Raw genomic sequence first — 26,605 nt, forward strand, 5'->3', positions numbered from 1 at the left:
GCCCGCCGGTTACCGAGAGCCTCAGGGACCGGTACGCACCCGCCGTACGACGAGCGCGGTCGCCGTCAGCGCGGTGACCGTGCCGAAGGCCAGGTGCACCGCGGTGTCGGCGGGGGTGAAGGACGCGATCGCGTTGCCGAGCACGCTGAGGACGAGCAGGGGCCACAGGACGAGGTTCACGGGGTACTCCAGGGACTCGGTGGTCGTCGGTGCCGACGACCGGGTGGTCGGTGCCCACGACGCTACGAGCCGGCACCCCGTCCGGCCGATCCCGCCCGCCGCCCGGTCCGGGGTACAGCAGGCTGTACTTTCCGGCTCCCGGCGGTGCGGTGAACCCCCCTTCCGCCTAGGGTCGTTGTCCTCCGGCCAGAGGGGGTTCCGATGACCACCGCCGATCTCAAGGGCCTGGTCGTGGGCACCGCGACGACCGCGGCCGCCGCGCTCGGCCAACTGGTCTCCGGACTCGGTACGGCCGCCCTCGCGCCGTTCGCGCTGCTGTGGCTGGCGCTGCCCGGCGGGGTGCGGGTGCTGCACGCCCTGGCGGACATGGAACGCGCCCGGCTCGCCCGCTGGGGCCCCGAGGTCGTCGCCCCGCCCCGGCCGCCCGCGCGGCTGCGGGCCGCCCTCACCGACCCCACCACCCGGCGCGAACTCCGCTGGCTGCTGCGGCACCTGGCCCTCGGGCTGCCGCTGGGCATGCTCGGCTTCCTGCTGCCGCTGCTCGCCGTACGGGACACCGCCTTCCCGCTGTACTGGCCGCTCGCCCCCACCGACGCGACCGCCACGTCCATCGGGATCGGCGTCGCGCACTCCTGGCCGGACGCCCTCGCCGTGGGCCTGCTCGGCGTCGGCTGGATCGCCATCATCCTGGGACTCACCCCCGCCCTCGCCCGCCTCCAGGCCGGCCCGGGACGCCGGCGCTCCTGTCGGCCGGTCCCGACGCCGACCTCTCCCTGCGGGTCGCCGAGCTGACCGCCACCCGGGCTGCCGCGCTCGACGCCCACGCCACCGAACTGCGGCGCATCGAGCGGTCGTTGCACGACGGCACCCAGAACCGGATCGTCACGGTGACCGTGCTGCTCGGGGCGGCCCGCCGCATGGTCGCCCGCGATCCGGCGGGCGCCGACGAACTCCTGGAGCGCGCCCAGTCCGCCGCCGAACAGGCACTGGCCGAACTGCGGACCGTCTCCCGCTCCATCCTGCCGCCGGTGCTCGCGGACCGGGGACTCGCGGGGGCGCTCACCGGGCTCGCCGCCGAGAGCGCGGTGCCGTGCACGGTCGACGTGGAGGTGGCGCGGCGGTGCGCGGCCTCCGTCGAGGCGACCGCGTACTTCGCCGTCGCCGAGGCGCTGACCAACATCGCCAAGCACAGCGGCGCGTCCCGGGCCACCGTCACGGTCCGCGCCCCGGGCCCGCGGTTGCTGCTGCGCGTCACGGACGACGGCCGGGGCGGCGCCGACGAGCACGGCGGCTCCGGCCTCACCGGCATCCGGCGCCGGGTGGTCGCGCACGACGGCAGCCTCCGGCTGACCAGCCCGGCCGGCGGTCCGACGGTGGTGGAGGTGGAGCTGCCGTGCGGTGCGTGAGCGGCCGCAGGGCCGTGTGCGAGGGCGCCTCGCCGGGCGCCCCTGGGACTCTGGAGGTGGACCCGTCATGCGGATCGTGATCGCCGAGGACGACGCCCTGCTGCGGGAGGGCCTCGCCCTGCTGCTGCGCGCCGAGGGACTGGACGTCGTCGCCACGGCCGGTACCGCCGACGGCGCGCTCGACGCCGTCGACACCCACAAGCCGGACGTGGCCATCCTCGACGTACGGATGCCGCCCACGCACACCGACGAAGGGGTCCGCGCGGCCGTCGAGGCCCGGCGGCGCAGGCCCGACCTCGCCGTCCTGGTGCTCTCCGCCTATGTCGAGCAGAGCTTCGCCACCGAGCTGCTGACCGGTGGCGTCGGCGGACTGGGCTATCTGCTCAAGGAACGGGTCGGCCGGGTCGAGGAGTTCCTCGACGCGCTGCACCGGGTCGCGTCCGGCGGCACCGCCATCGACCCCGAGGTCGTCGCCCAGCTGTTCACCCGCTCCCACCAGGACGCCCGGCTGGAACGGCTCAGCCCGCGCGAGAAGGACGTACTCGCCCTGATGGCCGAGGGACTGGGCAACAGCGCCATCGCGGAACGGCTGTTCGTGACCGACGGGGCCGTGCACAAGCACATCCGCAGCATCTTCGCGAAGCTCGACCTGGCGCCCACCGACCAGGTGGACCGGCGGGTGGCGGCGGTGCTGCGGTACCTGGAGGACGCGCGCCGGACCCGCTGAGTACAGCCTGCTGTACCGGGAGTCGGGGCGTGCGCGGCAATGATCCGGGGGCGCCGCGCTGGTGTGCTGGAGGCATCACATCAGCCCCCTTGGAAGGGATCCGCGGTGAGCGTCCACGCCCCCGTCAGCACCGAGACCCGACCGGTCCCGCACGAGCCCGCAGGGCTGCGCGGAAGCATCCGCCGCAACCCCCTGACCTGGTTCTTCACCCTGGCCTTCGCCCTGAGCTGGGCCGCCTGGACACCGTACGTCCTGTCCCGCAACGGCCTCGACGTCTGGCAGTTCACCTTCCCCGGCGGCCGCGCCGGCAGCCAGCTCACCGGCGTCCTGCCCGGCGCCTACCTCGGCCCGATCGCCTCGGCGCTCCTCGTCACCGCGGTCACGGAAGGACGCGCGGGCCTGCGGACCTGGCGGGGCCGGATGCTGCGGTTCAAGGTGAGTTGGCGCTGGTACCTGGTGGTGCTGCTCTCGGTACCGGCCGCCCTGACCCTCGCCTCCACCGTGCTGGCGGGCCGTGGCCCCGCGCTGCCGTCCGCGATGATCCTCGCCGCCTATCTGCCCGGACTGCTCGTCCAGATGATCACCACGGGTCTCGCGGAGGAGCCGGGCTGGCGGGAGTTCGCCATGCCGCGGATGCAGCGCCGCTACGGCCCCCTGACCGCGACCCTCGTCGTCGGCGTGCTGTGGGGCTGCTGGCACCTGCCGCTGTTCCTGACCGAGTGGGGCGGCGGACCGCACGTGTCCTGGACGGTGCCGGCGCAGTTCGTCGCGATGACGATCGCCTTCAGCTTCGTCATGACGTGGGTGTTCAACCGGTCCGGCGAGAGCATGCCGCTGGTCATGCTGCTGCACACCGGCGTCAACAACTACCTCTCGATCGCCTGGACGGACATGTTCCCCTCGCTGTCCGAGCACGACGCCGCGCGGGCCCTGCTGCTCGCGGCGACGGGCGCGGCCCTTGTCCTGCTGGCCGCGACTCGGGGACGCCTCGGGCTGCCCCGGCGGTGACCCGCACCCACGGACCGCACGAACGGGCTCCCGGCGCCTCCCTCGTCGCTCCGGGAGCCCGTTCCGGTGCATCCCCGGGGCCGTATTCGTCGCTCGCGGCGGCCCGGATGTCGTTCCGGCCCGGGAATTTCAGTCGGTCTGGCTCGCGAACTGGAGCGAGATGCGCCGCAGGACGTCCGCGGCGGAGATGTCGGTGCGGCCCTCGTCGTGCACCTCGGCCAGCTGGACGAAGGCGAAGGCGAAGCAGTTGGCGATGCTCGCGATGGCGGGCCCGAGCTCCTCGACCACGGCGTCCGCGGCCGCGTGGCCGCTCGCGTCGGCGGGAAGATGGATCTCCGGCAGCGTCTCCACGAGCAGCGCGGAGACGGCGCCGGTCAACGAAGCCTGCCGGCCGGGGTGTTCACGGACCTGCCGCCGCATCTCCAGCGCCTCGGTGAGGATGCCGACGACGTTCTGCATGACCTCGCGTTGTTCCATGACACCGCAGCGTAGGTGCTCCACGGGGCACGTCATGTGATCCACTGCACAGGAACTCGGCCCAGGGGAGCGGAGCGTTACGGGTGTGAGGGAAACAGCGGCGGTGGAGCCGTCACGCGCGCGGATCCGGGACGGCGACCGGGCGGCCTTCGGGGAGTTGTACGACCTGTACGCGCGGGCCGTCTACAACCATGCCCTGCGGCTGACCGGGAACTGGGCGGAGGCCGAGGAGGCCATGTCGGAGACGTTTCTCGCCGCCTGGCGGACCCGGGAGACGGTGGACCCGGAAGGGGGCTCGCTCAAGCCCTGGCTGCTCGGGATCGCCACGCACAAGGCGTACAACGCCAACCGGGGGCTGCGGCGGCGGCTCGCCTTCCTGGCCCGCAGCCCGGAGCCGCGGCCCGTCGAGGACTTCGCGGAGGAGACCGCGGGCCGGATCGACGACGCCCGCCGACTCGCCCTGGTGCACGCGGCGTTGGGGCGGCTCAAGCGGCAGGACCGTGAGGTGTTCGCGCTGTGCGTGTCGGCCGGCCTCGACTACCGGCAGGCCGCCGAGGCCCTGGGCGTGCCCGTCGGCACCGTGCGGTCCCGGCTGTCACGGGCCCGCGCCCGGCTCGCCCGGCTCAGCGCGGAGGCGGAGGCGGAACCCCGCACCGCCCACGGAGGGATGGAGAGTGAGGCCGCGCTCGCGGCCCTGTTCCTGAAGGAGGAGACCCGATGAGCGAGGCCGAGGACCGTCTGGCCACGGCGGAGTGGGACCTCCCGCCGGAGCGTCACCGTCACTTCAAGGACGTACTGATGCAGCAGATCGATCACGACACCCAGCGCGCCGAACAGCCTTCCGTACGACGCCGGTTCGCGCGGCCGGCCGTGCTGGTCCCGCTGGTCTCGGCGGCCCTGGCGGGAGTCCTGTTCACCACGGTCACGACCGGTGGGCACACCCCCGCCGCCGGGACCTCCGGTGCTTCCGCCACCCTCAACCGCATCGCCACGGCCGCGATGGCGAGCGACACGATCCGGGTGCGGGACGACCAGTTCGTGTACGTGCGGTCGCTGGAGCGCTCGAACACCGGGACCTTCACCGGGCCGGTCAAGCTCGGCGCGCTGCACACCGAGGAACGCTGGACCGCCCAGGACTCCGGCCGGCTGCGGATCACCGGGTGGCTCAGGTCCAGCGGCAAGGACGCGGTCATGCCGGGGCAGCTCATCCCCGTCGACGCCACCGAGCCGGTGCCGCCGGGCGCCGGCCGCCCCACCTACCGCTGGCTCGCCTCCCTGCCCACCGACCCCGACGCCCTGCTCGCCCGGCTCCGCGAGGAGGCCAGGCCCGTCGAGGGCGAGTCGACGGACCAGGCGGTGTTCTCGCTGATCGGCGATCTGATCAGCGGCACGGTCATGCCGCCCGCCAACGCCGCCGCGTTCTACCGGGCGGCCGCGAAGCTCCCCGGGGTGCGGGTCATCCCGGACGCCGTCGACGCGACCGGCCGGCACGGCATCGCCATCACCCTCGACGACACCGGTTTCGCGACCCGCGACGAGTGGATCTTCGACAAGAGGACGCTGGCCCTGCTCGGCTCCCGCTTCTACATCACCGACCCGGAGCGCGGGATCACGACCGAGACGCTGGCCGGCACCAGTGCCGTGCTGGAGACCGCGGTGGTCGACAGGAAGGGCGAGGTGCCCGCACGGGCCGCCGCCCGCTGACGTCCCCCTGATGCCGCTTGCAGCACAATTGCGGCATGAGCATCGTCAAGATCAACGTACTCACGGTCCCCGAGGAGCAGCGCGAGACGCTGGAGAAGCGGTTCGCCGCCCGCGCGGGGACCGTCGAGAACTCGGACGGCTTCGAGTGGTTCGAGCTGCTGCGGCCCGTCGAGGGCACCGACACCTACCTCGTCTACACGCGGTGGCGGGACGAGGAGTCGTTCCAGAAGTGGATGACCGGGATGTCGCAGGCCTCGCACGGGGGCGGCGGCGAGGGCGAGCGCCCCAGGCCCGCCGCCTCCGGGTCGACGCTGTGGAGCTTCGAGGTCGTCCAGCAGGCTGAGCCCAAGTAGTCGGGTGAGCGAAGGGGGTCCCGGGCTCTTGTGCCCGGGACCCCTCTCTGTGCTCTACAGCGTGACCTGCTTGCCGCCGAAGGTCACCACCAGGCTGCCGTTCGAGGCGAAGGACCAGCCGAGCGCGCCCGCATAGGTGGAGCAGCGGGAGCCGTTGGTGCCGGCCCAGAACTGGTTGGAGCTGTCCGCGTTCCCGACGTACCGGTCGTTCCCGCCGCTGTCGCACGAGGTGTTGGAGCGGAAGACCGAGGTGCCCTTCTCGAAGTTGAAGTTGCGCTCGGTGTTGGCGACGGAGACGTTGCTCGTGATGGTCATCGAGCCGGGGTTGCTGTTGTACGTGAACCCGTGGTGGCCGTTGCGGTAGGCGATCGAGTGCTGGACGACGTGGTTGACCGCGATGTCGTCGCCGCCGAGCTTGTAGCCGTTGCGGTCGCCGTTGCCGGCCTGGGAGCCGTCGCTGAGCGTGCCGTTGCCGTAGGACAGCGAGTACTCGATGGTCACCGGGCCGATCGCGCCGGTGTCGGTCTTGGTGTAGAGGTCCCAGCCGTCGTCGATGTTGTTGTGCGAGACGGCGTACCGGAAGACATTGCCGGTGCCGGTGGTGAGCTTCGCGGCGAAGCCGTCCGCGTCCTCACCGTCGGAGTCGGCGTTGTCGTGCGACTCGGCGCTCAGGATCAGGTTGTTCGCCGGCCACTGGCTCGCGGGCGTGGAGGAGGCGATCCGGCCGAGCTGGAGCCCGGTGTCCCGGTTGAAGCGGGTCACCGTGCGCTCGACGACGTTGTTGCTGCCGCCGATGTAGATGCCGTTGTCCCCGGCACGCTCCACGACCAGGCCGTAGATCTTCCAGTAGTCGGCGTTGAGCTGGAGGCCGCGGTTGGTGGAACTCTCGGTCTGCGCCGAGAAGTTGAGCACCGGAGTCTCGCCCGGGTAGGAGGAGAGCGTGGTGCGGGCGCCGGAGGTGCCGTTTTGGCCGGCCGGGATGGTCACCGTGGAGGAGTAGGCGTACGTCCCTCCCCGCATGTAGATGGTCCCGCCGGCGGTGATGCGGCTGATCGCGGAGGTGAGTGTGGTGGGCGCGGTCACGGTGCCGGCCGCGCCGTCGGTGCCGGTCGGTGACACGTACAGGGTGCTGCCGGACGGCGGCGGGGTCGTGGTGCCGGAGGTCTCGGCGTCCAGGTAGTCGACGTTGGGCAGGCCGTTCGCGGTGGTCGGGTTGAGCCGGACCGTGTTGCTGCCCGCGGTCACGGGGACGGTGAACGTCTTGGTGGTCCAGCCGGTCCAGGTGCCGGTGGACTCGAAGGACGCCGAGGAGACCGTCGAGCCGTTCACGATGATGTCCGCGGCGCGGGCCGTGGTGGTGCCGTTGGCGAAGCGGACGCTCAGGGTCGCCGTGCCCGTTGCGGGTGCGGACACGGTGAACTGGGCGTAGGCGCCGGTGGCGTTGGTGCCGTTGCAGAAACCGCTGCCGGAGTAGCCGGCGTACTCGGTCTCTACGGCTCCGGTGCAGATGGCGGGGGAGCTCTCGGCTTCGTAGCGGGTGGTGGCTGCTTGCGCGGTGGTGCCGGACAGTGCGACGAGCGTGCCGGCGAGGAGGCCGACGGAGGTGATGAGGGGTCTCAGGCGCATCGTTCGTCTCCATGGTGTGTGGTGACGGGGGCACGTATTCTTCGGACGGTAAGCGCTTGCCATGGTCGCGTCAACGGTTATGTATGTGATCATTGTTCACACATACGAATTGGATACGGTGGGCGGCATGACGCTCTTCGTGAAGATCTGCGGCCTGAGGACCGAGCAGGACGTCGACACGGCCGTCGAGGCCGGTGCCGACGCGATCGGGTTCGTGTTCTCCGACAGCCCTCGCCGCATCGACCCCGCGACGGCCGCGCGGTTGGTCGCCAGGATCCCCGAGAGCGTCCTGACGGTGGGTGTGTTCCGCCGCGAGCCCCTGGAGTACGTGCGCTCCGTGGCCGCCGAGTCGGGCATCGGGGCCGTCCAGCTGCACGGCCCCGAGGACCGCGACTACTACGCCGCCCTGGCGCCGGGCGGCTGGACCCTGATCCGCGCGGCCGCCTTCGGCGACTCGGTGCCGCGCTGCGGGGAGTTCGGCGAGGACATGCTCCTCCTGGACGCCCCGGTGCCGGGCTCCGGCATCGCGTGGGACTGGTCGAGGAAGCAGGTCGCGGGCGCGGGCGAGAAGTGGCTCCTGGCCGGCGGCCTGACCCCGGAGAACGTCCGCGAGGCCGTGGACGTCACCCGCCCCTGGGGCGTCGACGTCTCCAGCGGGGTGGAAGCGAGCCGCGGTGTCAAGGACCCGACCCTGATCACGGCGTTCGTGGAGGCGGCGCGGGCGGGGGTGGCTTTGGGGTGAGTCCCCCTCCCGGGGGACGGGTGCGGCTGAGTGGGGGCTGGTCGCGCAGTTCCCCGCGCCCCTGGGGGAGTGCCGCTGTCGTCGGCTTCTACGCGCCCAGGAGTGCGAGCACGGGAACGCCCGCCGTCAGTCGGGTGGACTGGCGACGGGCGCTCAGGTACGGCTGTCAGGGGCGCGGGGAACTGCGCGACAAGCCACGACGGCGCGGCAGACGGCAGACGACCCGGCGTGGCACTACTTCCCCTTAACGGGTACGAAAGCCACCGCGTCCCAGGCGATCGACGCATCCCCCGTCCCGTCGGCCGTCGCCGAGCTCAGTGACACCTTCGGCGTGCCCTTGAACGCGTACGAGCCCAGCGACACCCAGGCGTTCTTCCCACCCGTGTCCTGCGAGATCGTCTTCTCCACGACCGTCCCGTCACCCAGGTCGATGCGGTACGTCGCCGACGGCGTGTTCGCCTCGTGGTCCGGCAGGTGCACCATCACCTCCGCCGACCCGACCACCTTGCGGTCCGGCGTCCAGGTACCCGTGACCACCGAGTCGGTGTACGACGGCACCCGCGTGTGCGTCAGCCAGAAGTGCCCGCCGAAGCCCGCCCCCAGCTGATGGAAGTCGATCTTCGAGGGATACACGGTCGCCCCGTTCTGCTGCGCCGACCCGAACGTGAAGGTCAGCGAGCCCCGGCTGGTCCAGTTCCGCTCGCCCGCGCAGGGGTTGGCGGAGCCGACCCGGAACTTCACCGTGTTCGGCACGTCGTCCACGATCAGGGCGTTCGCCGGGAGCGTGGAGGAGCAGGCGGCCGGGTGAGGGGCCGCGACCTTCGGCTCGGGGTCGGACACGGCGTACTTCAGCACCTCCGTGCCGCAGGTCGCCGTGCAGTCCGTCCAGCTCACCGGCTCGTGCCACCAGCACATGAAGTCGTCCCGCTGGCACGGCCCCTCGGGCTGGCTGGAGCCCTCGACCTTGCGCGGCTTGGTGATGTCGCAGTCGTTGACCGCGGGCTTGCAGAACGTGTCGTGCGCGGGCTCCGCGGCCGGCGCCCCTGAGGGCCAGTCGCCGACGGTGAAGGCCCTGACGGTCGCCCCGGTCGCCGGGTCCGTCTTCTGCTGGGAGTAGGCCGCCCAGCCGAGCACCCGCTCCGGGTAGGTCCACAGGTTGGGGTTGCGGGCGTCGTCGTAGCCGGACGACAGGAACATCTTGCGGTCGGCCGGGTAGAGGCCGTTGGCCGGGTTGTTGAACCAGCCGAGGCCCCACGGGGCGCTCGCGTCGGTCGAACTGGGCAGGTTGAGACCGCTGTTGTAGGCCCACAGCGCGAGCCACCAGTTCTCCAGGTACCGCGGGTCGCCGCCGTTGACGAGCAGGCCCCTGTCGTGGAGCTGGTTCCACTTGTCCTGGAGGATCTGGAGCCCCGCCGCGATGTTGGCCGCGTAGTCCACGGTGATCGCCTGCTGCTGCTCGGCGGTGTACGTGGTGTCCGCCTCGGCCATGCCGCTGGTCACCTGCGCGATGCCGTAACCGCAGTCCGCCGCCGCCCAGTTGACGGTGTGGACGCTGCCGGCGTTGCCGTAGTAACCGCCCTGGATGAAGTTGCTGCTCTCTCCGGCCGCAGCCCGGGAGCTGGCCTGGAGCAGGTTGGACTCCTGGGAGAGCACCCCGAGCATGACCTGCGCGGGCACCCGGCCGCCGCCCTTGAGCGGGGTGGACGGGAACAGGCCCTGCGGGGTGTACGACGGGAGCTCGCTGCCGTTCCAGCCGCTGCGCCGGCGCACGTCGAGCCTGCCCTGCACGGCGAGGTCGGTCGCCCACTCGACCTGCGCGGTCGAGGGCTGGAGCGACTGGAGCGTCGGGTCGTTGCGGGTGACGGCGCAGGCGCGGTCGGGGTCGGTGGTGGAGGTCGCCGGGTCGTCGTCGGCGCTCTTCGGGTCGACGCTGTCGGTGTGCACGCCGTCGGAGAGGGCCGGGGACTGCTCGGCGCCCTGCTGGGACGTCTTCGGCTTCACCGTGAAGCCGACGCTGCTGTCGCTGCCGGGCAGCACCGCGTCGATGCCGACGGACTGGGCGACGTCCGCGGCGGCCTTCCTGCCGCCGGCGGCCTCGGTGCCGTTGCCGACGGAGGTCAGCGCGAGCGTGCCGGTGGTGGAGACCTCGGCGGAGGCCGGCACGTCCAGGGTGCGCCAGCTCTTCGGGAGCGACTTCACGGCGTTCTCGGCGGAGCTGCCGGTCACGAAGACCCGGCCGCCGTTGCCGTGCACCGCGAGGGAGCCCAGCGCGCCGGAGCCGAGGAGCTTGTCGGCGCCCGCCGAGGTGACGCGGCGGACCTGTACCCGCTTGCCGTCGGGCACCTGGTAGGCGAGCCCGCTGTGCGCGTCGGGCACCAGCCGGAACGGCGTACCGCCGGTCCTGGCGAGGGTGCTGGTGCCGCCCTTGGCGTTCACCGTGACGACCGAGCCGCCGGCGGCCGCCGCGATGCCGCCCTCGAAGGGCACGGCCGAGGTCAGCTGACCGGCCACGGTCTGCTGCCGCACCAGCTTCGCCCGCGCGGTGTCCACGGTGAGCAGTTCGGTGTCGTCGCCCTGGGGCCGGGTCAGGACGGCCTGTTCGCCGTCGCCGCAGCCGGGGTTGAAGTAGGCGAGCGAGACCAGTTCGGGCAGCTTGGTCACCTTGCCGTCGGCAAGGTCGACCACCGCCGCGAACGCGCCCTGCTGGAAGCCCTGTTGGTCGTTGACGGCCTGCCGGGGCGCGTAGACCACGACGGCACGGTCGCCGGAGCCGGTCACACAGGTCTGGCCGATCCACTGGTCGGTGTCGATGCCCGGCTCGGACAGGGTGGCCGCGGTGTGCCACCGGTAGGCGTCGGCCGCGTCGGCGACCAGGACGTGCAGTCCGGTGCCGTCACCGTCGTAGGTGACGATCCGGTCGCCGGACTTCTGCCAGCCGGACGGGAGTTGCGAGGTGTCGGTGACGCGGTCCGTCGGGGTCGGGGCCGGGGTCGAGGGGTCGGTCAGGGCCGCGGACGCGAGAGGGGCGACGAGGGCCAGGGCCACCACGGACAGGCCGGAGGACGCGAGTATTCGCCCGCGTCGGCTTTTCGGCACCCAGCGGTGCCGCCCTCCTGGATATTCACGAGTGGTACGCAAGGAATTCCGCCTGGATTCATTTGTGAAGGTCGGTTACCGGCAACGGCGTTCCCCCAGGCCGGTGCCGCGGAAGCTACCAGTCCGCTCTGGCCGGAATGGGCGCTGTGGATGGTCTACCGAGCGGTATCCACGAAATATCCACGGGAATCGACCAACGATTTTCCTTTCGTCGACGTCTCCTTGGGACATGAACAGCATTCGTCTCAAAGTGGCTCTCGTGGCCGGGGCCGTGGCCCTCGCCGGTCTGGCCGTCGCCGGCCCCGCCGCCGCGGCCACCCCGGCCGCCCCGGCCAGGGCCGCCGAGTCCGTCCAGGCCCAGCAGCCCGCCGTACCCGTCGACTTCGTTGACCTGGCCGCCACGCCCCTCGTGGCCGACGGCGCGCCGCACGACGTCACCGTCACCTACCGCAACGACACCCCGTCGGACCGGACCGTCGCCCCGCAGCTCCTCGTCGAGTCGCCGGACGCGGGACCGTTCCTGACGCCCGAGGACCTCGTGGTCGAGCAGCGCACCGCGCACGGCTGCTGGCGTCCCGTGCCGACCGCGAGCCAGACCGGCACCCTCTTCACCGACCTGACGACCGCGCAGCGCACGCTCCACCCGGGCGAGAAGCTGACGCAGGTCTACCGGATCACGGTGGTCGACGCGGACGCGCAGGGCACCGTGCAGCCCAGGATCGCGCTGTACTGAACCCGCGCGCCGGAACAGGAGAGGGCCCAGGCCTCCCCGAGACCTGGGCCCTCACGCTGTGGTCGCAGCTGTGGTCGCAGCGCACCGATCCGGTCGAGCTGTTACCGCAGTGCACCGATCCGGTCGAGCCGCTCGTTCACGCCGTCGCGGAGTTCCTTGAGGGTCGTGCCCGGCGGGGCCACCGTGGGCTCGGTGGACGGCGGCTGGGTCTCGTCCGCGCAACTCGCGCCGCGGGCGGGGACCTTCAGGTCCACGAGGTAGTCGGTGATCGCGTCCGTCGCGCAGAGGCTGCGGTTGAACGCGGTGTGCCCCTCGGCCTTGAACGTGAGCAGGCGGCCGTTGTCGAGCTCACGGGAGAGCGCCACCGCGTCCTGGTACGGGGTGTCCGGGTCACCGGTGTTGCCGATGACGAGGATCGGCGCGGAGCCCTTGGCACGGAAGTTGCCGGCGTAGCGGCTGGTGTGCTCGCCCTTCCACTGGACGCAGGCCGTGGCGTGCTGGTGGTCGTAGGTCGGCGGGCCGTACGCCATCGCCGGGCCCAGCAGTGGGGCCAGCCTGGCGTTGGTGGTGACCTCGCGCTTCAGCAGCGCCGGGTCGCTCGGGTACTTCTTGTCGACGCACTCGACCACGACGTTCGGGTTGAGGAAGTCGAAGCTCGCCGGGGACGGCGGCCGCAGCAGGAACGACGTGTTGTCGCGCAGCTGCGCCTTGCGCAGGGCCTCCCCGAACGAGGGCCAGATGACCTTGCCCTCGTTGATGTTGAACATCAGCCGGTAGACGAGGGTGTAGCCGTTGGCCTGGCCCCCGTTGGCGGTGGGCACCGGGTTGGCGTCCAGGTCGGCCTTCAGCTTCTCGAACGCCCCGCGCGGGTCCCCGTCACCGAAACCGCAGGTCGTCGGGTTCGCCTTGCACCAGTCCAGGAAGCGGCCCATCGCCCCGTCCAGGGCGAGGTACTGCGGACGGTCGTAGGCGTAGGGGCGGTTCGTGTAGTGCTCGGGGTCGTACGCCCCGTCGAGCGCGAGCGCCCGCACCCGCTTCGGGAACATCGCCGCGTAGACCGTACCGATGTAGGAGCCGAACGAGCGTCCGTAGTACGTGAGTTGCTGCTCGCCGAGGGCCTGGCGCAGCAGGTCGATGTCCCGGGCGACGTACTGGGTGCCGACGTACGGCAGCAGGTCGCCCGCGTTGTCCTGGCAGGCCTGGTCGAAGTCTGCGGCCTGCCGGAGGGCCGGTTCGTAGGCGTCGGGGCCGGGGACGCCCTTGGCGGCGGTCACGGCCCGGGTGTAGGTCGGGTCGTCCCAGCACACGACCTGGGAGCTGCGGCCCACTCCGCGCACGTCGTACCCGAAGACGTCGAAGTCGTCGCGCAGGGCGGTCGGCAGGTCGGCGTAGTTGTTGCGCACGAAGTCCACGCCGGAGTTGCCGGGGCCGCCCGGCTGGAGGAACAGCGTGCCCTTGCGCTTGGTCGGGTCGGCCGCCTTCTTGCGGATGACGGCCAGGGTGAGGGTTCTGCCCTGCGGCTCCCGGTAGTCCAGGGGCACTTGGGCGTTCGCGCACTCGAACCCGCCCTGGCAGTCGGCCCAGGCGAGGGTCGGCACGGTGGGTGCGGGCGGTGTGGTCGGGGTGGTCGGTGCGGCCGACGCCGAGGTCGCGGCCCCGGTCCAGGCCACGGCGAGCGCGCTCACCGCGGCTCCGGTGAGTCTGAGTCGTCTGAACTTCACTGTGTCTGTTCCCCCTTGGGCTGGTCAGGCCTCAGAGATTCGGTTGTCTCACAGAGGACACACAGAAAATCACGCCTGCCGGTTCCCGCTGTGCGGCGGTAGTCCTCGGGGCTGACCCCGCGGCCGTCGCCTACTGCGTACTCAGTAGCGGGGATGTCGGCAGGCGCACGACGACACGGCGGGTCTCGTCCGGCGAGCCTTGAGGGACCGTTCGGCACCAGATGTGGAGACCCCCGCCGTGGCTACTTTCCTTTACCGCCTGGGCCGCCTGGCCTTCCGGCGACGCTGGTACGTCGCCCTGGTCTGGGCGGCCGTCCTGGCCGCCGTCGGACTGGGCGCTCTGAAGGCGCCGGGCGCGTCCGACGAGGGCTTCTCGATGCCGGGCATCGAGTCCCAGAAGGCGTTCGACCTCATGGAACAGCGCTTCCCCGGCGCCACCGCCGACGGCGCGACCGCCCGGGTCGTCTTCGTCGCGCCGGACGGCGAGAAGGTCACCGCCGCCGCCCACAGGAAGGCCGTCGAGACCACCGTCGCCGAGCTGGCCGACGGCTCCCAGGTCGCCTCCGCGGTCAACCCCTTCCAGGCGAAGGCCGTGAGCAAGGACGGCACGACGGCGTACGCCACCGTCACCTACAAGGTCGCGTCCAACGACCTCACCGACGCCAGCAAAGCCCAGCTGGATAAGGCCCTCGACGCGGCCCGGGACACCGGGCTGACCGTCGACGCGGGCGGCACCGCCATGGACGACGGCGGGGGCGCGGGCGGCATGGCCGAGGTGATCGGCGTCGCGATCGCCGCGGTCGTCCTCCTCGTCACCTTCGGCTCCCTGGCCGCCGCCGGACTGCCCCTGCTGACCGCGCTCATCGGCGTCGGCGTCAGCATGGCCACGATCCTCTCCCTCTCCCACGCGCTGGGCCTGTCCACCACCACCGGCACCCTGGCGATGATGCTGGGCCTGGCCGTCGGCATCGACTACGCCCTGTTCGTCGTCTCCCGCTACCGCGAGGAACGCGCCAAGGGCCGCGCGCCCCAGGAGGCCACCGCCCTCGCGGTCGGCACGGCCGGCTCCGCGGTCGTCTTCGCCGGGCTGACCGTCGTGATCGCCCTCGCCGGGCTCGCCGTCGTCGGGATCCCGATGCTCACCAAGATGGGCCTGGCCGCGGCGGGCGCGGTCGTCGTCGCCGTACTCATCGCGCTCACCCTGGTCCCGGCGTTCCTCGGCTTCTGGCCGAACGCGGTGCTGCGCCGCAAGGACCGCAAGGAAGGCCGCGTGGCGGAGGCCGCGGACAACGGCGGCACCCGCTGGGCCAGGTTCGTGCTGCGCCGCCCGCTGCCCGTGCTGATCCTCGGCGTGGTCGGCCTCGGCGCCCTCGCCCTGCCGATGACCTCCCTCCAGCTGGGCATGCCCGGCGACGAGGCCAAGTCCACGTCCACCACCGAGCGCCGCGCCTACGACGCGCTCGCCGAGGGCTTCGGTCCGGGCTTCAACGGCCCGCTGACCGTCGTCGTGGACGCGAAGGGCGACGACGACGCGAAGGGGGCCGCGGCGGCGATCGCGAAGGACATCGGCGCCACGAAGGGCGTCGTGTCCGTGACCCCCGCGCGCTTCAACGAGGCCGGTGACACCGCCGTCTTCTCGGTGGTGCCGTCCACCGCGCCGACCGACGAGAAGACCAAGGACCTGGTGACGTCGATCCGCGACGAGCGCCCCGGCATCGAGTCCGAGACCGGCGCGACCTACGAGGTCACCGGCACCACCGCGCTGAACATCGACATCTCCGAGAAGGTGCAGGCCGCCCTCGTGCCGTACCTGATCGTGGTGGTGGGCCTCGCGATCGTGCTGCTCCTCGTGGTCTTCCGCTCGCTGCTGGTCCCGCTGAAGGCGGCCCTCGGCTTCCTGCTCTCCGTCCTGGCCTCCCTCGGCGCGGTCGTCGTGGTCTTCCAGGAGGGACACGGCGCCGGGCTGTTCGGTGTGGAGACCACCGGCCCGATCATGAGCCTGATGCCGATCTTCCTGGTGGGCATCGTCTTCGGCCTGGCCATGGACTACGAGGTCTTCCTCGTCTCCCGGATGCGTGAGGCGTACGTCCACGGCGAGACGCCCGCCCAGGCGGTGACCTCCGGATTCCGGCACAGCGCCCGGGTGGTCGTGGCCGCCGCGCTGATCATGATCGCGGTGTTCGCCGGGTTCATCGGCGAGAGCGACTCCATGATCAAGATGATCGGGTTCGGGCTCGCGTCCGCCGTCCTGCTCGACGCGTTCGTGGTCCGGATGGCCATCGTCCCGGCCGTGCTCGCCCTGCTCGGCCACCGGGCCTGGTGGCTGCCGAAGTGGCTGGACCGGATCCTGCCCCGGGTGGACGTCGAGGGCGAGGCGCTGACCCGGGGGGCCGAGTCCCTGGACGAAGCGCCCGCCGACCTGGAGACCACCCACGCCTGACCCACCCCCCACAGGGGCCGCCCGTGTCGTCGTACGACACGGGCGGCCCCCTTCGCTCACCATGGGTACCGAGCCCACCCCCCGGAGAACACGATGACCACCAGCCCGGAGCGGCGCTACACGGACCGCCTGGAGGAGTTCTCGGACCGCCATCCCTTCCTCGTCGACCTGGCGGTGGTCCTGGCGCTGCTGGGGTCCGCGACCCTCGGATCGTCGCTCACCCTGCCCGGGGCCACGCCGCCGGACGACGACAGGCTGGCGGTCGCCCTCATGAGCGTGTCCTGTCTCGCCCTGCTCAGGCACCGCACCCACCCGCGCGTCGTCGTCGTGGTCAACGCGGTCTGCGCCACGGTCGTGATCACGCAGGGGTACCTGCTCACCCCCCTGCTGCTGGGGCCGGTCATGGCGTCCCTGTACTGGCTGTCCAGCCTGACCGACCGGCGGACCATCCGCGTCTACGGCTTCGCGACCATGGTGGTGCTGACGCTCGCGGCGGCCTTCTCCGACTCCATGGACCATGTGTCGCTGCTGCTGAGGACCATCGGCCCGGCGTTCTGGCTGCTGCTGCCGCTGGCCGCCGGCACCATGACCCGGCTGCGGCGGGCCTATCTCGAGGCCACCCAGGCCCGCGCCGAGCACGCCGAGCGCACCCGCGAGGAGGAGGCCCGCCTGCGGGTCACCGAGGAACGCATGCGCATCGCCCGGGAGTTGCACGACGTGGTCGCCCACCACCTGGCCCTCGCCAACGCCCAGGCCGGCACCGCCGAACACCTCGCGCTGAGCAACCCCCCGCAGACCAAGCGGATCCTGCACGACCTCACCGGCACGACCTCCTCCGCACTGCGCGAACTCAAGGCCACACTGGGCCTGTTGCGGCAGACCGACGACGACGGTTCCGCCCCGCTGGAGCCGGCCCCCGGCCTCGCCCGGCTGCCCGAACTGGTCTCCTCGTGCGCCTCCGCCGGGATCACCGTCACCGTCACCACGGAGGGGGAGCCGCAGCCCCTGTCCCCGGGCGTGGACCTGACCGCCTTCCGGATCGTGCAGGAGGCCCTCACCAACGTCACCAAGCACGCGGCCACGCAGAGCGCGCACGTCCGGTTCGCCTACGCCGGCACCCGCCTGCTCATCACGGTCACCGACGAGGGGCCGCGCACCCCCTCCGCCGCCGAGCCCGCCAAGGGGTTCGGCGTCATGGGGATGCGCGAGCGCGCCCAGTCCGTGGGCGGCGAACTGCGGGCGGGGCCGCGCCCGGAGGGGGGCTTCGAGGTGAGCACGGCACTGCCGTTGCAGCCGTCGGTGAGCGGCGAGGAGACGGAGTGAGGGGCGGGGTCCCGTGGGTGGGGCAGGGCGCGGTCCCGTGGGTGGGGCAGGCGCCATCCGGGGTTCACCGTGAGGTCGCCGGCCGCCGGGCCCCGTGCCCTTAGTGTGGCCGGCATGGCTGACGTGGATCTGGACCGGGCGGACGTGGATCTCGACCGGGCACTGGAGGTCGCGACGGAACTCGCGGCCTGGGCGTCGGAGACGATCCGGCGGCCCCGTGACCCCGGTGCCGAGGTGCGGGAGAAGGACGGTCCCGCGGACATCGTGACCGCCACCGACGAGGCCGTGGAGACCCACGTCCGCGAGGTGCTCGGGCGGGCCTTCCCCGACCACGGGATCGTCGGCGAGGAGTACGGCACCACGGAGGGCGCCGCGGACGCCCCGCACTGGGTGGTCGACCCGGTCGACGGCACCACCAACTACGCCCACGGGCTCGGCTGGTGCTCCTTCTCGCTGGGTCTGGCCGCGGCCGACGGCACCCCGCTGCTCGGCGTGGTCGCGGACCCGTGGCGGGGCGAGACGTTCACCGCGGTCAGGGGCAGGGGGGCGTTTCTGAACGGCACCCGCACCCACGCGGCCGCCCACACCACCCTCACCGGCCATGTCTTCCTCACCGAGTGGGCGGCCCACGCCCACTGGCCCGGCATGGACACCCTGCTCGCCGAACTCGCCGACCGGCACTGCACGGTACGGGTCATGGGCTCCACGGCGCTCTCCCTGGCCCAGGTCGCGGCCGGCCGGGCGACGGCGGCGGCGATCGGCGGCTTCCACGCGATCGACGCGCTCCCGCCGTTGCTGATCGCCCTGGAGGCGGGGGCGGTGGCAGTACCCGAACGCCCGTCCCACAACCAGCCGTTGCTCCTGGTGGCCCCGGACGCGGCGGAGGAGATGACGGAGCTCTGGTACGGGTCGGGGGCGGCCGCCGTATGACGGCGTCCTGGTGGAGATCTGACCAGGAGATAACCGTCAGTGAGGTATCGACGGGCTGATCGGAGCACATACTTCAGCAAGCGGGAGGGTCCCGGGGCACTCTGACGGGGAGCGGCTTGATGGATGCCGGCGGTGCGGGTCTGGGCAAGGTCGAGGTACGGCTGAAGTGGGACCCCAGTCCCTACGGGGAGCCGGCCCGGCACCTCGACATCATCGCCGCGACCTACCGGGCGGACGATCCTCACGGCCGTCCCGAGTACGTCGTCTACCACGAGAACCGTGCCCCGGACGGCACCATCAACATGACCCGGCACAGCGAGAACGGCCTCGGCCTCGGCTATGTCGAGGTGCTCCAGCTGGAGTTCGAACGGATGGTCTCCGCCTACGGGCGGGTCGTCGTAGGGGTCGCCATCCACCAGGACGGCGGCCCCCGCACCTTCGGCGACCTGACCCACTGCGGGGTGCTCGTCGTCGAGGGCTACCGCAGACTGCTGGCCGACGACTTCGCGGGCGTCGCCGACGCCACCGCCGCCACGATCGCGGAGTTCACCAGGGACGGGGCGGGCGGCTGGCACTTCAGGGAACTGATCCGGGGCTTCGACAGCAACCCGGCGGGGTTCATGGCGGAGATGGGCAGCGTACGGGGATGAAGGGGGCCGGCCCCGGGCCGCCCCCTTCCTGGCAGCCCCTCTTGATCAGACGGACGGGTTGACGACGACCGTGGCCGAGTTGTTCTTGACCCGAGGGTCGAAGGCGAAGACCGAACTGCCGTCGTAGGGACGGACGGTGACATGGCCCGTGGCGTCGGGGACGACCTGGTCGACGCGCAGCCGGAACGGGAAGGCGACCTTCAGGTCGGGGCTGGTCCAGGTCGGCAGGGTGCAGACGTAGTGGGGGACCGCCGGTTCGCCTGCGGCGGGCGCGGCCGGCGCGGCGGTCTGGCAGGTGCGGGGCACCGACGTGGCGGTGGTGCCCGGCGGGAGGTAGTAGTCGATCGCCGGGACCGGGTCCCCGGACGCGACGTTCGCGACCCAGGCCGGACCGCGGTTGACGAAGCGGAACCCGGCGGCGACGGTGTCCCCGGCCCCGCCGCTCACCTCTGTGCCGTGCACGGCGAAGTCCGCGGTGTTGTCGGCGTCGATGTGCCAGGCGCGGCCGTTGTCGGAGGTGTCGAGATCGGTGACGTCCCCGGCAGGCTCGACCTCGTAGTCGAACCGCTCGTACAGGGCGTGGTCGGTGACGGCGAGCCGCAGCGGCTCGGGCAGCTCCACGGTGGCGCCGGGCGCGACGTCGGTGTCGAAGGAGCAGGTCACGTAGGTCATGTCCGGGTACTGGCCGCTCGGGTCGTCCGGATCGCTGTAGCTGCACTCGGGGTAGCGGGTGGCGACGTCGAGGCCGTACGTCGCCCACAGCTTCACGCTGAAGCCGTGCGCGGTCTCGTTGCCGGTGTTGGTGACGGCGAACGGCACGGTGAGGTCGGTGCCGGGCGCGACGCCGGAGACGTCCTGCGGGGCGCTGACCCCGAGGTCGGGGCCGGAGCCGACGGTGACGAAGGTCTCCGTGGAGTACTCCGGGACGGTCAGCGTGCCGTCGGGGCCGCCGGTGGCGGTCGCGGAGTACTCGACGGCACCCTGCGCGCCGACGGCGGCACCGGACGCGGCGCGCAGCTTCAGCTGGACCTGCGGGGTGTAGCGGACCGGCACGTCACCGGTGTCGCACACGGCGACGGTACCGGCGTCGTCGGGCACGCAGGTGTCGGGCCACTGCACCTCGGCGACCCCGGCGAGTCCGGAGACGTCGACGGTCAACCGCCCGTCGGTCACGGCGAAGTCGGAGTTGTAGTGCTGCAACCCGAGCGCCATGGAACGGTACTGAGCCGGGCCCCCGCCCTCGGGGGCGACGACGACCGTCTGCTCGTACGGCGCCTGGACCTCCAGCCCGTCGCTGGGATCCGAACCGTCGGCGAACGCGACCCCGCTGCCGAGCCCGGCGACCACCAAGGCCCCCACCGCACCGGCACACACCCCACGCCGCACCGCACGTCCGACGGAGACAGAACTCATGACATCCCCCAGCTGGGACAGAAGAACCCCGGCACTTCGATCAAGAACCGGCCGCGACTTGGACCCCACCCCCACCACGAAAGTTGCACGTGCCCCGGGGGTTCTTACCGACTTCTTGATCGACCAGAGCGCGGGCCGCCCGGGTCAGGTCGCGTCGAGGGCGGGGAAATGCTCTCCTGGAAGGAACTGCAGGAGAACACGCCGATGCGCCCCAGCCGGAGTTCAGCGCCCTTCGCCGGCCGGTCGGTCGCCCCGACCGGAACGGGCGGGGGGTTGCTGCCCACACGGGATCTCGCGGCCGCCTGGTCGCTCATGGTCCTGATCGCGGTGCCCGCCTGGCTGCTGACGATCGGCCAGGCCCGGGACATGGGAGTCGAGCCCGGCACGATGGGGATGGCACTGCCGCTGTTCCTGCTGTTGTGGGCGACGATGATGGCGGCCATGATGCTGCCGTCCATGGCACCGGTGGCCATCACCTGGGTCCGAGGCATCGGCCGGCAGTCCTCGGGCTGGACCCGGACCGCCCGGACCGTCGAGTTCGTCGCCGGATACCTGCTGGTGTGGACGGCGTCCGGGCTGCTCACCTATGCGGCGCTGGCCCTGACCGGCAGCCTTCTGGACGACCATGCCACGGCCGGTCGCTGGATCGGCTCGGCCGCCTTCCTGCTCGCGGGCCTGTACCAGCTGGGCCCCCTGAAGTCCGTCTGCCTGCGGCACTGCCGTGACCCCCTGGGCCACCTGGTGCACTACTCCGGCTACCGAGGACCCGCCCGCGACCTGCGGGTGGGCCTCCACCACGGCGCCTACTGCGTCGGCTGCTGCGCCGGCCTGATGGTCGTCCTCGTTCCGCTGGGCGTGATGAACGTGGCGGCGATGGCGGGGCTTGCCGTGGTGATCTTCCTGGAGAAGCTGTGGTCCCGGGGCCCGCTGCTGGCCCGCGCCACGGGCGTCGTGTTCCTCGTCCTGGCGGTGCTGGCGCCCTTCCAGGACTGGCTGCTTCCCGGGCTGCGGGACTCCATGCCGTCGATGAACGACATGTGATCCCGCGCCGGTACCGGCTTCCGCACCGGGGAAAGGGGGTGCAAGCTGGAAGGGAGACCGTCTCCCGATCCCGGGGCCGGGCTCGGCACACCCGGTCTCGCCACTCCGAGTGAGCCTCCTGGGGCTCGGCAGGAGGGAAGCGAGATGACAGAACAGGCCACCACCGCCACGCGCTGGCATCTGACCGGCGACTGGTTCGATGTGTGCAAGTGCGCCATACCCTGTCCGTGTACGTTCGCGCAGCCTCCGACGTACGGCGACTGCGAAGGCGTCCTGGTCTGGCACATCAGGGAGGGCAGCTATGGCGACGTGCGTCTGGACGACCTCAACGTCCTGATGCTCGGCTCCTTCACGGGCAACGTCTGGAGCGGCGAGCACAGCGCCCCCTACGCCGCCGTCTTCCTCGACGAACGCGCCGACGAACAGCAGCGCGGTGCTCTCGGGGCCGTCTTCGGCGGCGAGGCGGGCGGCTGGCCGGCGCGCTTCGGGGAGATGCTCCACCCCGAGATCCGCGGCATGGACGTCGCACCCATCCACGTCGAGCTGGACGACGACCTCGCCACCTGGCGGGCCGAGATCCCCGGCCGTGTCACGGCGGCCGCCGAGGCGCTCACCGGCCCGACCACCGTGGACGGCGCGCGCGTCCGGCTCCACAACGCCCCGGGTGCCGAAGTCGGACCGGGCCAGGTCGCCACCTGGGGCCGGGCCACCGTCGACCGCGCGGACGCGTTCGGCTTCTCCTGGGACCGCTCCGGCAAGTCGAGCAAGCACTTTCCCTTCGACTGGACGGGCCCCGACTGACCCACCTGCGCCCGCACGAGTGCCGCGTCCGGGCCTCGTCCCGCCTCAGGTCGCCGCCGCCAGTGCCGGCCGCGGGGCCCGCGCCCGGTGTGCCCTCCTCAGGAACGGTTTCTCGATGGCGTAGTAGGAGAGAAGCGCCATCAGCAGGGTCAGCACCACCGTCGCCGCCAGCCGGCCCTCCGTGACGCCGAGGGAGGCGAGGAGCCGTACGACCGGGTAGTGCCAGAGATAGATGCCGTAGCTGAGGTTGCGGCCCACCCAGGCCAGGGGGGTCAGGGCCAGCAGACGGGACAGGCGGGTCTCCGGGCGCAGTTCGAGGGCGGCGACCAGGATGGCGGAGAGCGCCGCCACCGCGAGGAAGCCGACCGTGTACCACGCGGCCGTCCAGACGCCGAGGTCCTCGGTCACCGGCACCTGCCAGGCGACCAGGCCCAGCAGGGCCAGGGCCGGCCACGCGAGCCGGCCGGACCACGTGCGCAGCAGGGCCAGGCGGGGGTCGTCGGACCGCAGCCGCGCCAGGGCTACGGCGACCAGGGCGCCGGCGAGCAGCTGGTCGGCGCGGGTGTCGGTGCCGTTGTAGATGCGGTGGGCCGCGTCCGGGTTCCACAGGACGCAGCGCCAGAGGAGGGGGAGCACGCACAGGGCCGCCGTGCACAGCAGGACCGTGCGGGCCCGCACCCGGCGGAGGAGAAGGAGCAGCAGCAGGGGCCACAGGAAGTAGAACTGCTCCTCCACGCCCAGCGACCAGGTGTGCGCGAGCGGGCTGGTGAGGTCGGAGTAGGGGCCGGACTCGGTGGCCCGTACGACATTGGTGAGGAAGGTCGCCGACAGGGCGGCGGCCTGGAGCGAACCGTCGAAGCCCCACAGGTCGGTGGTCGACGCCAGCAGCGCGCAGAACGCGCACAGGGCGAGGAGCGCGGGGACGAGCCGGAGCCAGCGGCGCCGGTAGAAGGACATCAGGGAGATGCCGCCGCGGCGGACGTACTCGGCGAGCAGCAGGCGGGTGATGACGAAGCCGCTGATGGTGAAGAAGACGTCCACGGCGACCGCGCCGCCGGGCAGGGCGTCGGGCTCCACGTGGTGGACGATGACCAGCGCGACCGCGAGGGTGCGCAGTCCGTCGAGGCCGCTCACCCGGCCGGTGCGGGACACCGCGGACGGAAAACCCCGGCTCGCACGGGGTGCGACCGGGGCTGGGGGTCTGGCGGCGCCGACCGCCGTATCCGCTCCGTCCTGCGTGCTGCCTTCGCGCTCCGCTTCCGCCACGGCCGTCGAGTCCGGTGCCTTCGCCATGAAAGAGATCTCTTCTCACCTGCCCGCTGAATCGAGTAATCCCGGTGCGCCTAACCGGAAATCACGCTCGCATGCCTCGCTGGGCGTCAGCTGTGCCGAATCACCGGCGGACGCACAGGTCAGGCACAGGGTGGGCTCGCTCACACGCGCGGCGGTCGCCGTGGGCCGGCCGTTTGCGGAATGGGCCGGGGGCGCGGAAACCCTGAGGGCAGAGCAGGGCAGGGCAGGGCGGGGCAAAGCTAGGCAAGGCGGACGCGGCGAAGGTACGACCGGTGGAGATCCGCGCGCATCTGTGTGACACGCACGTCAGTACGCCGAGCGGCGGCAACGGCTGTATGCGGGCCGCGTCGGCGGGAGTGGGGTGAGCGGCGGGGTGAGGGAGCTAGGCCGCTTCGGGGCGCGGGAAGGTCTCGTCCTCGTCGTCCCCGTAGTCCGGCGCGCGGAAGGGGTCGGTGGTGAGGGGCGGGAGGGCCGCGGGGGTGCGCTGGGACTGCCCTTCGGGGGCGGAGAACAGCGAGGTCAGATCGATGGGAGGAGGTCCTTTCCTAGAGCTTGGTCATCTTCGGGTACGGACTCAGGATCCGCATCTGCGACGAGCCGAAATCCACGAGCACCGCGATTCCGTCCTCGACGCCGAGCACGCGGCCGAGACCGTACATGTCGTGGGTGACCTGGTCGCCCACGGCGAAGTGCTTGGGCACGGGTGCGACCGGAGCCTTGAAGGGGCTGGTGGGCAGATGGCGCTTCTGTGCGGCAGGTTTAGTCATCCTCCTCAGTATGCGCCTACGACGGCCCGGCCCGCGCCGCCTGTCCAGGACCGTTGCGAAGACGGGATGCACGGGAGGCCGTGCCGTGCCACTACTCCGCGCGCTGAAGGGTCAGGTCACTGCGGAGGGGCTGGGCCTGCCAGAGGGCGGCGAGCCCCAGTCCCACCGACACCACTGCACGAGGAAGCCGTCGTCGTCGGGTTCGACTCCGCGCCGCCTCGAGATCCGCGCGAACGAATCGGCGCCGGCCTGCCAGGGGATGGGCATGCGGGATGCTGTCGCCGCCGCCTCGCTAGTGGTGACCCCGCCACCACGGCACGTCCAGGCTGCCGGCCGGGATCACCTCGGGCAGGTCGTGCAGCACGGTTCCGAGGTGACCGCGGAAGTCGATGCCGTAGCAGCCACACGCGGCACTGCTCCTTCGGTGGTCGGTCATGAGGGGCACGGTACGGAACGACATGTTCGGTGACCACCGCGTTTCACTGACCGAAGCCCGCCGTGGCCCCGGCAGGTCGAGGAGGTCGGTCAAGGTCCACAGGCCGTCAGCAGACCGGGGACCGCCTCCGTGTGGGGGCTGTGCGTGCCGGGAAGCCAGGGGCACTACCTGGTGGGCCGGGTCGGGCAGGTAGGTCAGCCCCACTACCCCGAAGCGGGCGCGGGCGGCGGATCGGGCCGCTGGTAGGTCTGCCAGCTGGGCCATGGTGGGCGGAGTGGTGAAGGAACCGGCGTAGAACTCGATCACCGGGAACTCGTTCGCGCCGTGCAACTCGTGGACGTAGGCGCCGTGGAAGCGGTCGGCGAGTTGGACGGAGACGACGTCGCCGGGGCGCAGGAAGGTGACCGTTCTCGGACTTCGGGGGCGGCGCGTCGGCGGTGCCGGCGTCGACCGCAGCAAGGCCTTGATCGCCGGGGACTGTCTCGCGAACGCGTCGGAGAGGACGACGTGCCGGTTGAGCTCGTCGACCGAGGTGAGGGCCCGCGCGGTGAGGGCGCCGTCATGGAAGCCGTGCTTGTGCAGCACGGTGGCCAGCGCCACCCACCCCACGTTCCTGTCCGCCGCCGGGGCGTCACCTGCGTCCAGCAGGCAGCGCCAGCGGGCGAGGACCGGCGGTATCACCGCCTGCTCGACCTCCGCATGGGACCGGCCGCGGTATGACATCTGCCCGGCGGTCCACCGGGCGACGTCCTCAGTCATCGCCTGGACGATTCCCCGAGCAGCGAGCTTGTCCAGGATCTGCTGATGCCTCATGCCTCGAAGCATGACAGAGGGTAATGGTGTCAGGATCTGCTTCTCAGCGCACCGGGAAGCCGAAGACGTAACCCTGGTCGCGGAGTCGGGGCAGGAGCCGGCGCAGGGCCTCCACCGTTTCGGCGCGGTCGCCGCCCGCGTCGTGGAAGAGGATCGTCGGGCCGTTCGGGAGTTCGTGCTCGACGGTGGCGATGATGGCGGCCGTGCCGGGGAGTTCGAAGTCCTTGGAGTCGACGTTCCAGCCCAGCGGGCGCATGCCCCGGGAGGCGGCGAGCTTGCGGCTGTACGGCGTGAAGGCGCCGCCCGGGGCCCGGTAGTACAGGGGGCGCACGCCGCCCGACGCCTCGGTGATCATGCGTTCGGCGTCGAGGATCTGCTGGGACTGGTAGGCCTCGGACTTCTTGTCCATGGTGGTGTCGTGGGACACCGAGTGGTCGCACAGCCGGTGTCCGTCCGCGACGACCTGCTTCACCAGGTCCGGGTGGGCCTGCGCCTGCGTGCCGACCATGCAGAACGTCGCCTTGACCCCGTACTGGCGCAGTACTTCCAGGACTTGGGGGGTCCATCGCGGGTCGGGGCCGTCGTCGATGGTGATGTTGACGCCGCGCGCGCCCTTGTCCGAGGCGTGCGCGATGGTCACGTCGACCGGCTTCACCGCGGCCGGCTTCGCCGACGTGGCCGCCTTCGGGGACGAGCCCACGGCACCGGCCTGCGCGGTCCACACCGAGGCGCCGGCGGCGAGCAACGTCACCCCGAGCGCCGCCCCGAGCACCTTGCCGTACCAGCCACGTCCGCCGTGCCGCGCCATGTCCGCCCCACTCTCCCGCAGTTCCGCCGATCAGCCGGCCGCGTTGTCTCCTTGCGACCAACGCGACCAACTGGCAGGACGAGTGGGGACGGTCATGGGATGCGTCCGTTACCGATC

General features: G+C 71.9%; 23 protein-coding genes and 1 pseudogene. 14 read left to right on the forward strand and 10 right to left on the reverse strand.

The features are described 5' to 3' along the window. Positions 1–21: 21 nt before the first annotated feature. Positions 22–180: a hypothetical protein gene (locus AC2XR2_RS23535; RefSeq protein ID WP_020134337.1), complete on the reverse strand. Its 159-nt coding sequence runs from the start codon at positions 178–180 to the stop codon at positions 22–24. Between the two features lie 201 nt (positions 181–381). On the opposite strand from AC2XR2_RS23535, the pseudogene AC2XR2_RS23540 reads away from it, so the two are divergent. The 3 genes and pseudogenes from AC2XR2_RS23540 to AC2XR2_RS23550 all read left to right on the forward strand — a co-directional run bounded on the left by AC2XR2_RS23540 (position 382) and on the right by AC2XR2_RS23550 (position 3,321). Further along, a pseudogene (locus AC2XR2_RS23540) lies at positions 382–1,586 on the forward strand (sensor histidine kinase). Positions 1,587–1,653: 67 nt separating this feature from the next. Next, positions 1,654–2,313 (forward strand): response regulator transcription factor, encoded by a 660-nt coding sequence (locus AC2XR2_RS23545; RefSeq protein ID WP_381303965.1) that lies wholly within the window; start codon positions 1,654–1,656, stop codon positions 2,311–2,313. A 105-nt stretch (positions 2,314–2,418) separates the two neighbouring features. Further along, positions 2,419–3,321, forward strand: a complete 903-nt coding sequence (locus AC2XR2_RS23550; protein ID WP_330265615.1) for a CPBP family intramembrane glutamic endopeptidase — start codon at positions 2,419–2,421, stop codon at positions 3,319–3,321. Positions 3,322–3,450: 129 nt separating this feature from the next. Here AC2XR2_RS23550 and AC2XR2_RS23555 read toward each other — a convergent pair whose 3' ends face one another. Next, positions 3,451–3,798 carry a hypothetical protein gene (locus tag AC2XR2_RS23555; protein WP_381303967.1) on the reverse strand — a complete coding sequence of 116 codons (348 nt, stop codon included), beginning with the start codon at positions 3,796–3,798 and terminating at the stop codon, positions 3,451–3,453. An 85-nt stretch (positions 3,799–3,883) separates the two neighbouring features. Between AC2XR2_RS23555 and AC2XR2_RS23560 the strand changes: the two genes are divergently transcribed. The 3 genes from AC2XR2_RS23560 to AC2XR2_RS23570 are packed head-to-tail and all read left to right on the forward strand — an operon-like array spanning position 3,884 to position 5,855. Next, complete coding sequence (locus AC2XR2_RS23560; protein WP_381303969.1) at positions 3,884–4,519, forward strand: RNA polymerase sigma factor; 636 nt, start codon at positions 3,884–3,886, stop codon at positions 4,517–4,519. Further along, positions 4,516–5,502, forward strand: coding sequence for a CU044_5270 family protein (locus AC2XR2_RS23565; RefSeq protein ID WP_491516213.1), 987 nt, complete (start codon positions 4,516–4,518; stop codon positions 5,500–5,502). Before AC2XR2_RS23560 ends, AC2XR2_RS23565 begins: the two co-directional genes overlap by 4 nt. A gap of 35 nt (positions 5,503–5,537) precedes the next feature. Continuing rightward, positions 5,538–5,855, forward strand: a complete 318-nt coding sequence (locus AC2XR2_RS23570) for an antibiotic biosynthesis monooxygenase family protein (protein WP_491516214.1) — start codon at positions 5,538–5,540, stop codon at positions 5,853–5,855. Between the two features lie 54 nt (positions 5,856–5,909). Here the strand turns inward: AC2XR2_RS23570 and AC2XR2_RS23575 are convergent, their stop codons facing one another. Further along, complete coding sequence (locus tag AC2XR2_RS23575; protein ID WP_491516215.1) at positions 5,910–7,481, reverse strand: right-handed parallel beta-helix repeat-containing protein; 1,572 nt, start codon at positions 7,479–7,481, stop codon at positions 5,910–5,912. Positions 7,482–7,608: 127 nt separating this feature from the next. On the opposite strand from AC2XR2_RS23575, the gene AC2XR2_RS23580 reads away from it, so the two are divergent. Beyond that, positions 7,609–8,223, forward strand: a complete 615-nt coding sequence (locus AC2XR2_RS23580) for a phosphoribosylanthranilate isomerase (protein WP_381303977.1) — start codon at positions 7,609–7,611, stop codon at positions 8,221–8,223. Positions 8,224–8,457: 234 nt separating this feature from the next. On the opposite strand, the gene AC2XR2_RS23585 is transcribed toward AC2XR2_RS23580, so the two are convergent. Beyond that, complete coding sequence (locus AC2XR2_RS23585) at positions 8,458–11,319, reverse strand: golvesin C-terminal-like domain-containing protein (protein ID WP_491516216.1); 2,862 nt, start codon at positions 11,317–11,319, stop codon at positions 8,458–8,460. Between the two features lie 229 nt (positions 11,320–11,548). On the opposite strand from AC2XR2_RS23585, the gene AC2XR2_RS23590 reads away from it, so the two are divergent. Further along, positions 11,549–12,052, forward strand: a complete 504-nt coding sequence (locus AC2XR2_RS23590; protein ID WP_491516217.1) for a signal peptide protein — start codon at positions 11,549–11,551, stop codon at positions 12,050–12,052. 101 nt (positions 12,053–12,153) lie between these two features. Here the strand turns inward: AC2XR2_RS23590 and AC2XR2_RS23595 are convergent, their stop codons facing one another. Beyond that, on the reverse strand, positions 12,154–13,773 hold the full coding sequence (locus AC2XR2_RS23595) for an alpha/beta hydrolase (protein ID WP_491516218.1): 1,620 nt from the start codon (positions 13,771–13,773) through the stop codon (positions 12,154–12,156). A gap of 238 nt (positions 13,774–14,011) precedes the next feature. On the opposite strand from AC2XR2_RS23595, the gene AC2XR2_RS23600 reads away from it, so the two are divergent. From AC2XR2_RS23600 to AC2XR2_RS23615, 4 genes are all read left to right on the forward strand, one after another. Continuing rightward, the gene (locus AC2XR2_RS23600) at positions 14,012–16,213 is read left to right on the forward strand and encodes an MMPL family transporter (RefSeq protein ID WP_491516219.1); all 2,202 of its coding nucleotides are present in this window, start codon (positions 14,012–14,014) and stop codon (positions 16,211–16,213) included. Between the two features lie 93 nt (positions 16,214–16,306). Then, positions 16,307–17,536: a sensor histidine kinase gene (locus AC2XR2_RS23605; protein ID WP_491516220.1), complete on the forward strand. Its 1,230-nt coding sequence runs from the start codon at positions 16,307–16,309 to the stop codon at positions 17,534–17,536. 114 nt (positions 17,537–17,650) lie between these two features. Continuing rightward, the gene (locus AC2XR2_RS23610; RefSeq protein ID WP_491516221.1) at positions 17,651–18,466 is read left to right on the forward strand and encodes an inositol monophosphatase family protein; all 816 of its coding nucleotides are present in this window, start codon (positions 17,651–17,653) and stop codon (positions 18,464–18,466) included. Positions 18,467–18,585: 119 nt separating this feature from the next. Then, entirely contained in the window at positions 18,586–19,116 is a 531-nt protein-coding gene (locus tag AC2XR2_RS23615) for a TerD family protein (RefSeq protein WP_381305610.1), read from the forward strand. A gap of 45 nt (positions 19,117–19,161) precedes the next feature. On the opposite strand, the gene AC2XR2_RS23620 is transcribed toward AC2XR2_RS23615, so the two are convergent. Then, entirely contained in the window at positions 19,162–20,529 is a 1,368-nt protein-coding gene (locus tag AC2XR2_RS23620; protein WP_449348812.1) for a COG1361 family protein, read from the reverse strand. Positions 20,530–20,697: 168 nt separating this feature from the next. Between AC2XR2_RS23620 and AC2XR2_RS23625 the strand changes: the two genes are divergently transcribed. Both AC2XR2_RS23625 and AC2XR2_RS23630 read left to right on the forward strand, forming a co-directional pair. Beyond that, positions 20,698–21,570, forward strand: a complete 873-nt coding sequence (locus AC2XR2_RS23625; protein WP_491516222.1) for a DUF2182 domain-containing protein — start codon at positions 20,698–20,700, stop codon at positions 21,568–21,570. Positions 21,571–21,714: 144 nt separating this feature from the next. Then, positions 21,715–22,371 carry a DUF1326 domain-containing protein gene (locus tag AC2XR2_RS23630; RefSeq protein WP_381305619.1) on the forward strand — a complete coding sequence of 219 codons (657 nt, stop codon included), beginning with the start codon at positions 21,715–21,717 and terminating at the stop codon, positions 22,369–22,371. 45 nt (positions 22,372–22,416) lie between these two features. Here the strand turns inward: AC2XR2_RS23630 and AC2XR2_RS23635 are convergent, their stop codons facing one another. The 4 genes from AC2XR2_RS23635 to AC2XR2_RS23650 form a co-directional block, all read right to left on the reverse strand. Then, positions 22,417–23,664, reverse strand: a complete 1,248-nt coding sequence (locus AC2XR2_RS23635) for an acyltransferase family protein (RefSeq protein ID WP_491516223.1) — start codon at positions 23,662–23,664, stop codon at positions 22,417–22,419. A 545-nt stretch (positions 23,665–24,209) separates the two neighbouring features. Then, positions 24,210–24,431 (reverse strand): hypothetical protein, encoded by a 222-nt coding sequence (locus tag AC2XR2_RS23640; RefSeq protein ID WP_330265597.1) that lies wholly within the window; start codon positions 24,429–24,431, stop codon positions 24,210–24,212. Between the two features lie 292 nt (positions 24,432–24,723). Then, complete coding sequence (locus tag AC2XR2_RS23645) at positions 24,724–25,680, reverse strand: hypothetical protein (protein ID WP_491516224.1); 957 nt, start codon at positions 25,678–25,680, stop codon at positions 24,724–24,726. Positions 25,681–25,723: 43 nt separating this feature from the next. Beyond that, entirely contained in the window at positions 25,724–26,488 is a 765-nt protein-coding gene (locus tag AC2XR2_RS23650; protein ID WP_381305629.1) for a polysaccharide deacetylase family protein, read from the reverse strand. Positions 26,489–26,605: the final 117 nt, after the last annotated feature.

It is taken from the genome of Streptomyces sp. LS-MS-L19 (assembly GCF_058382285.1).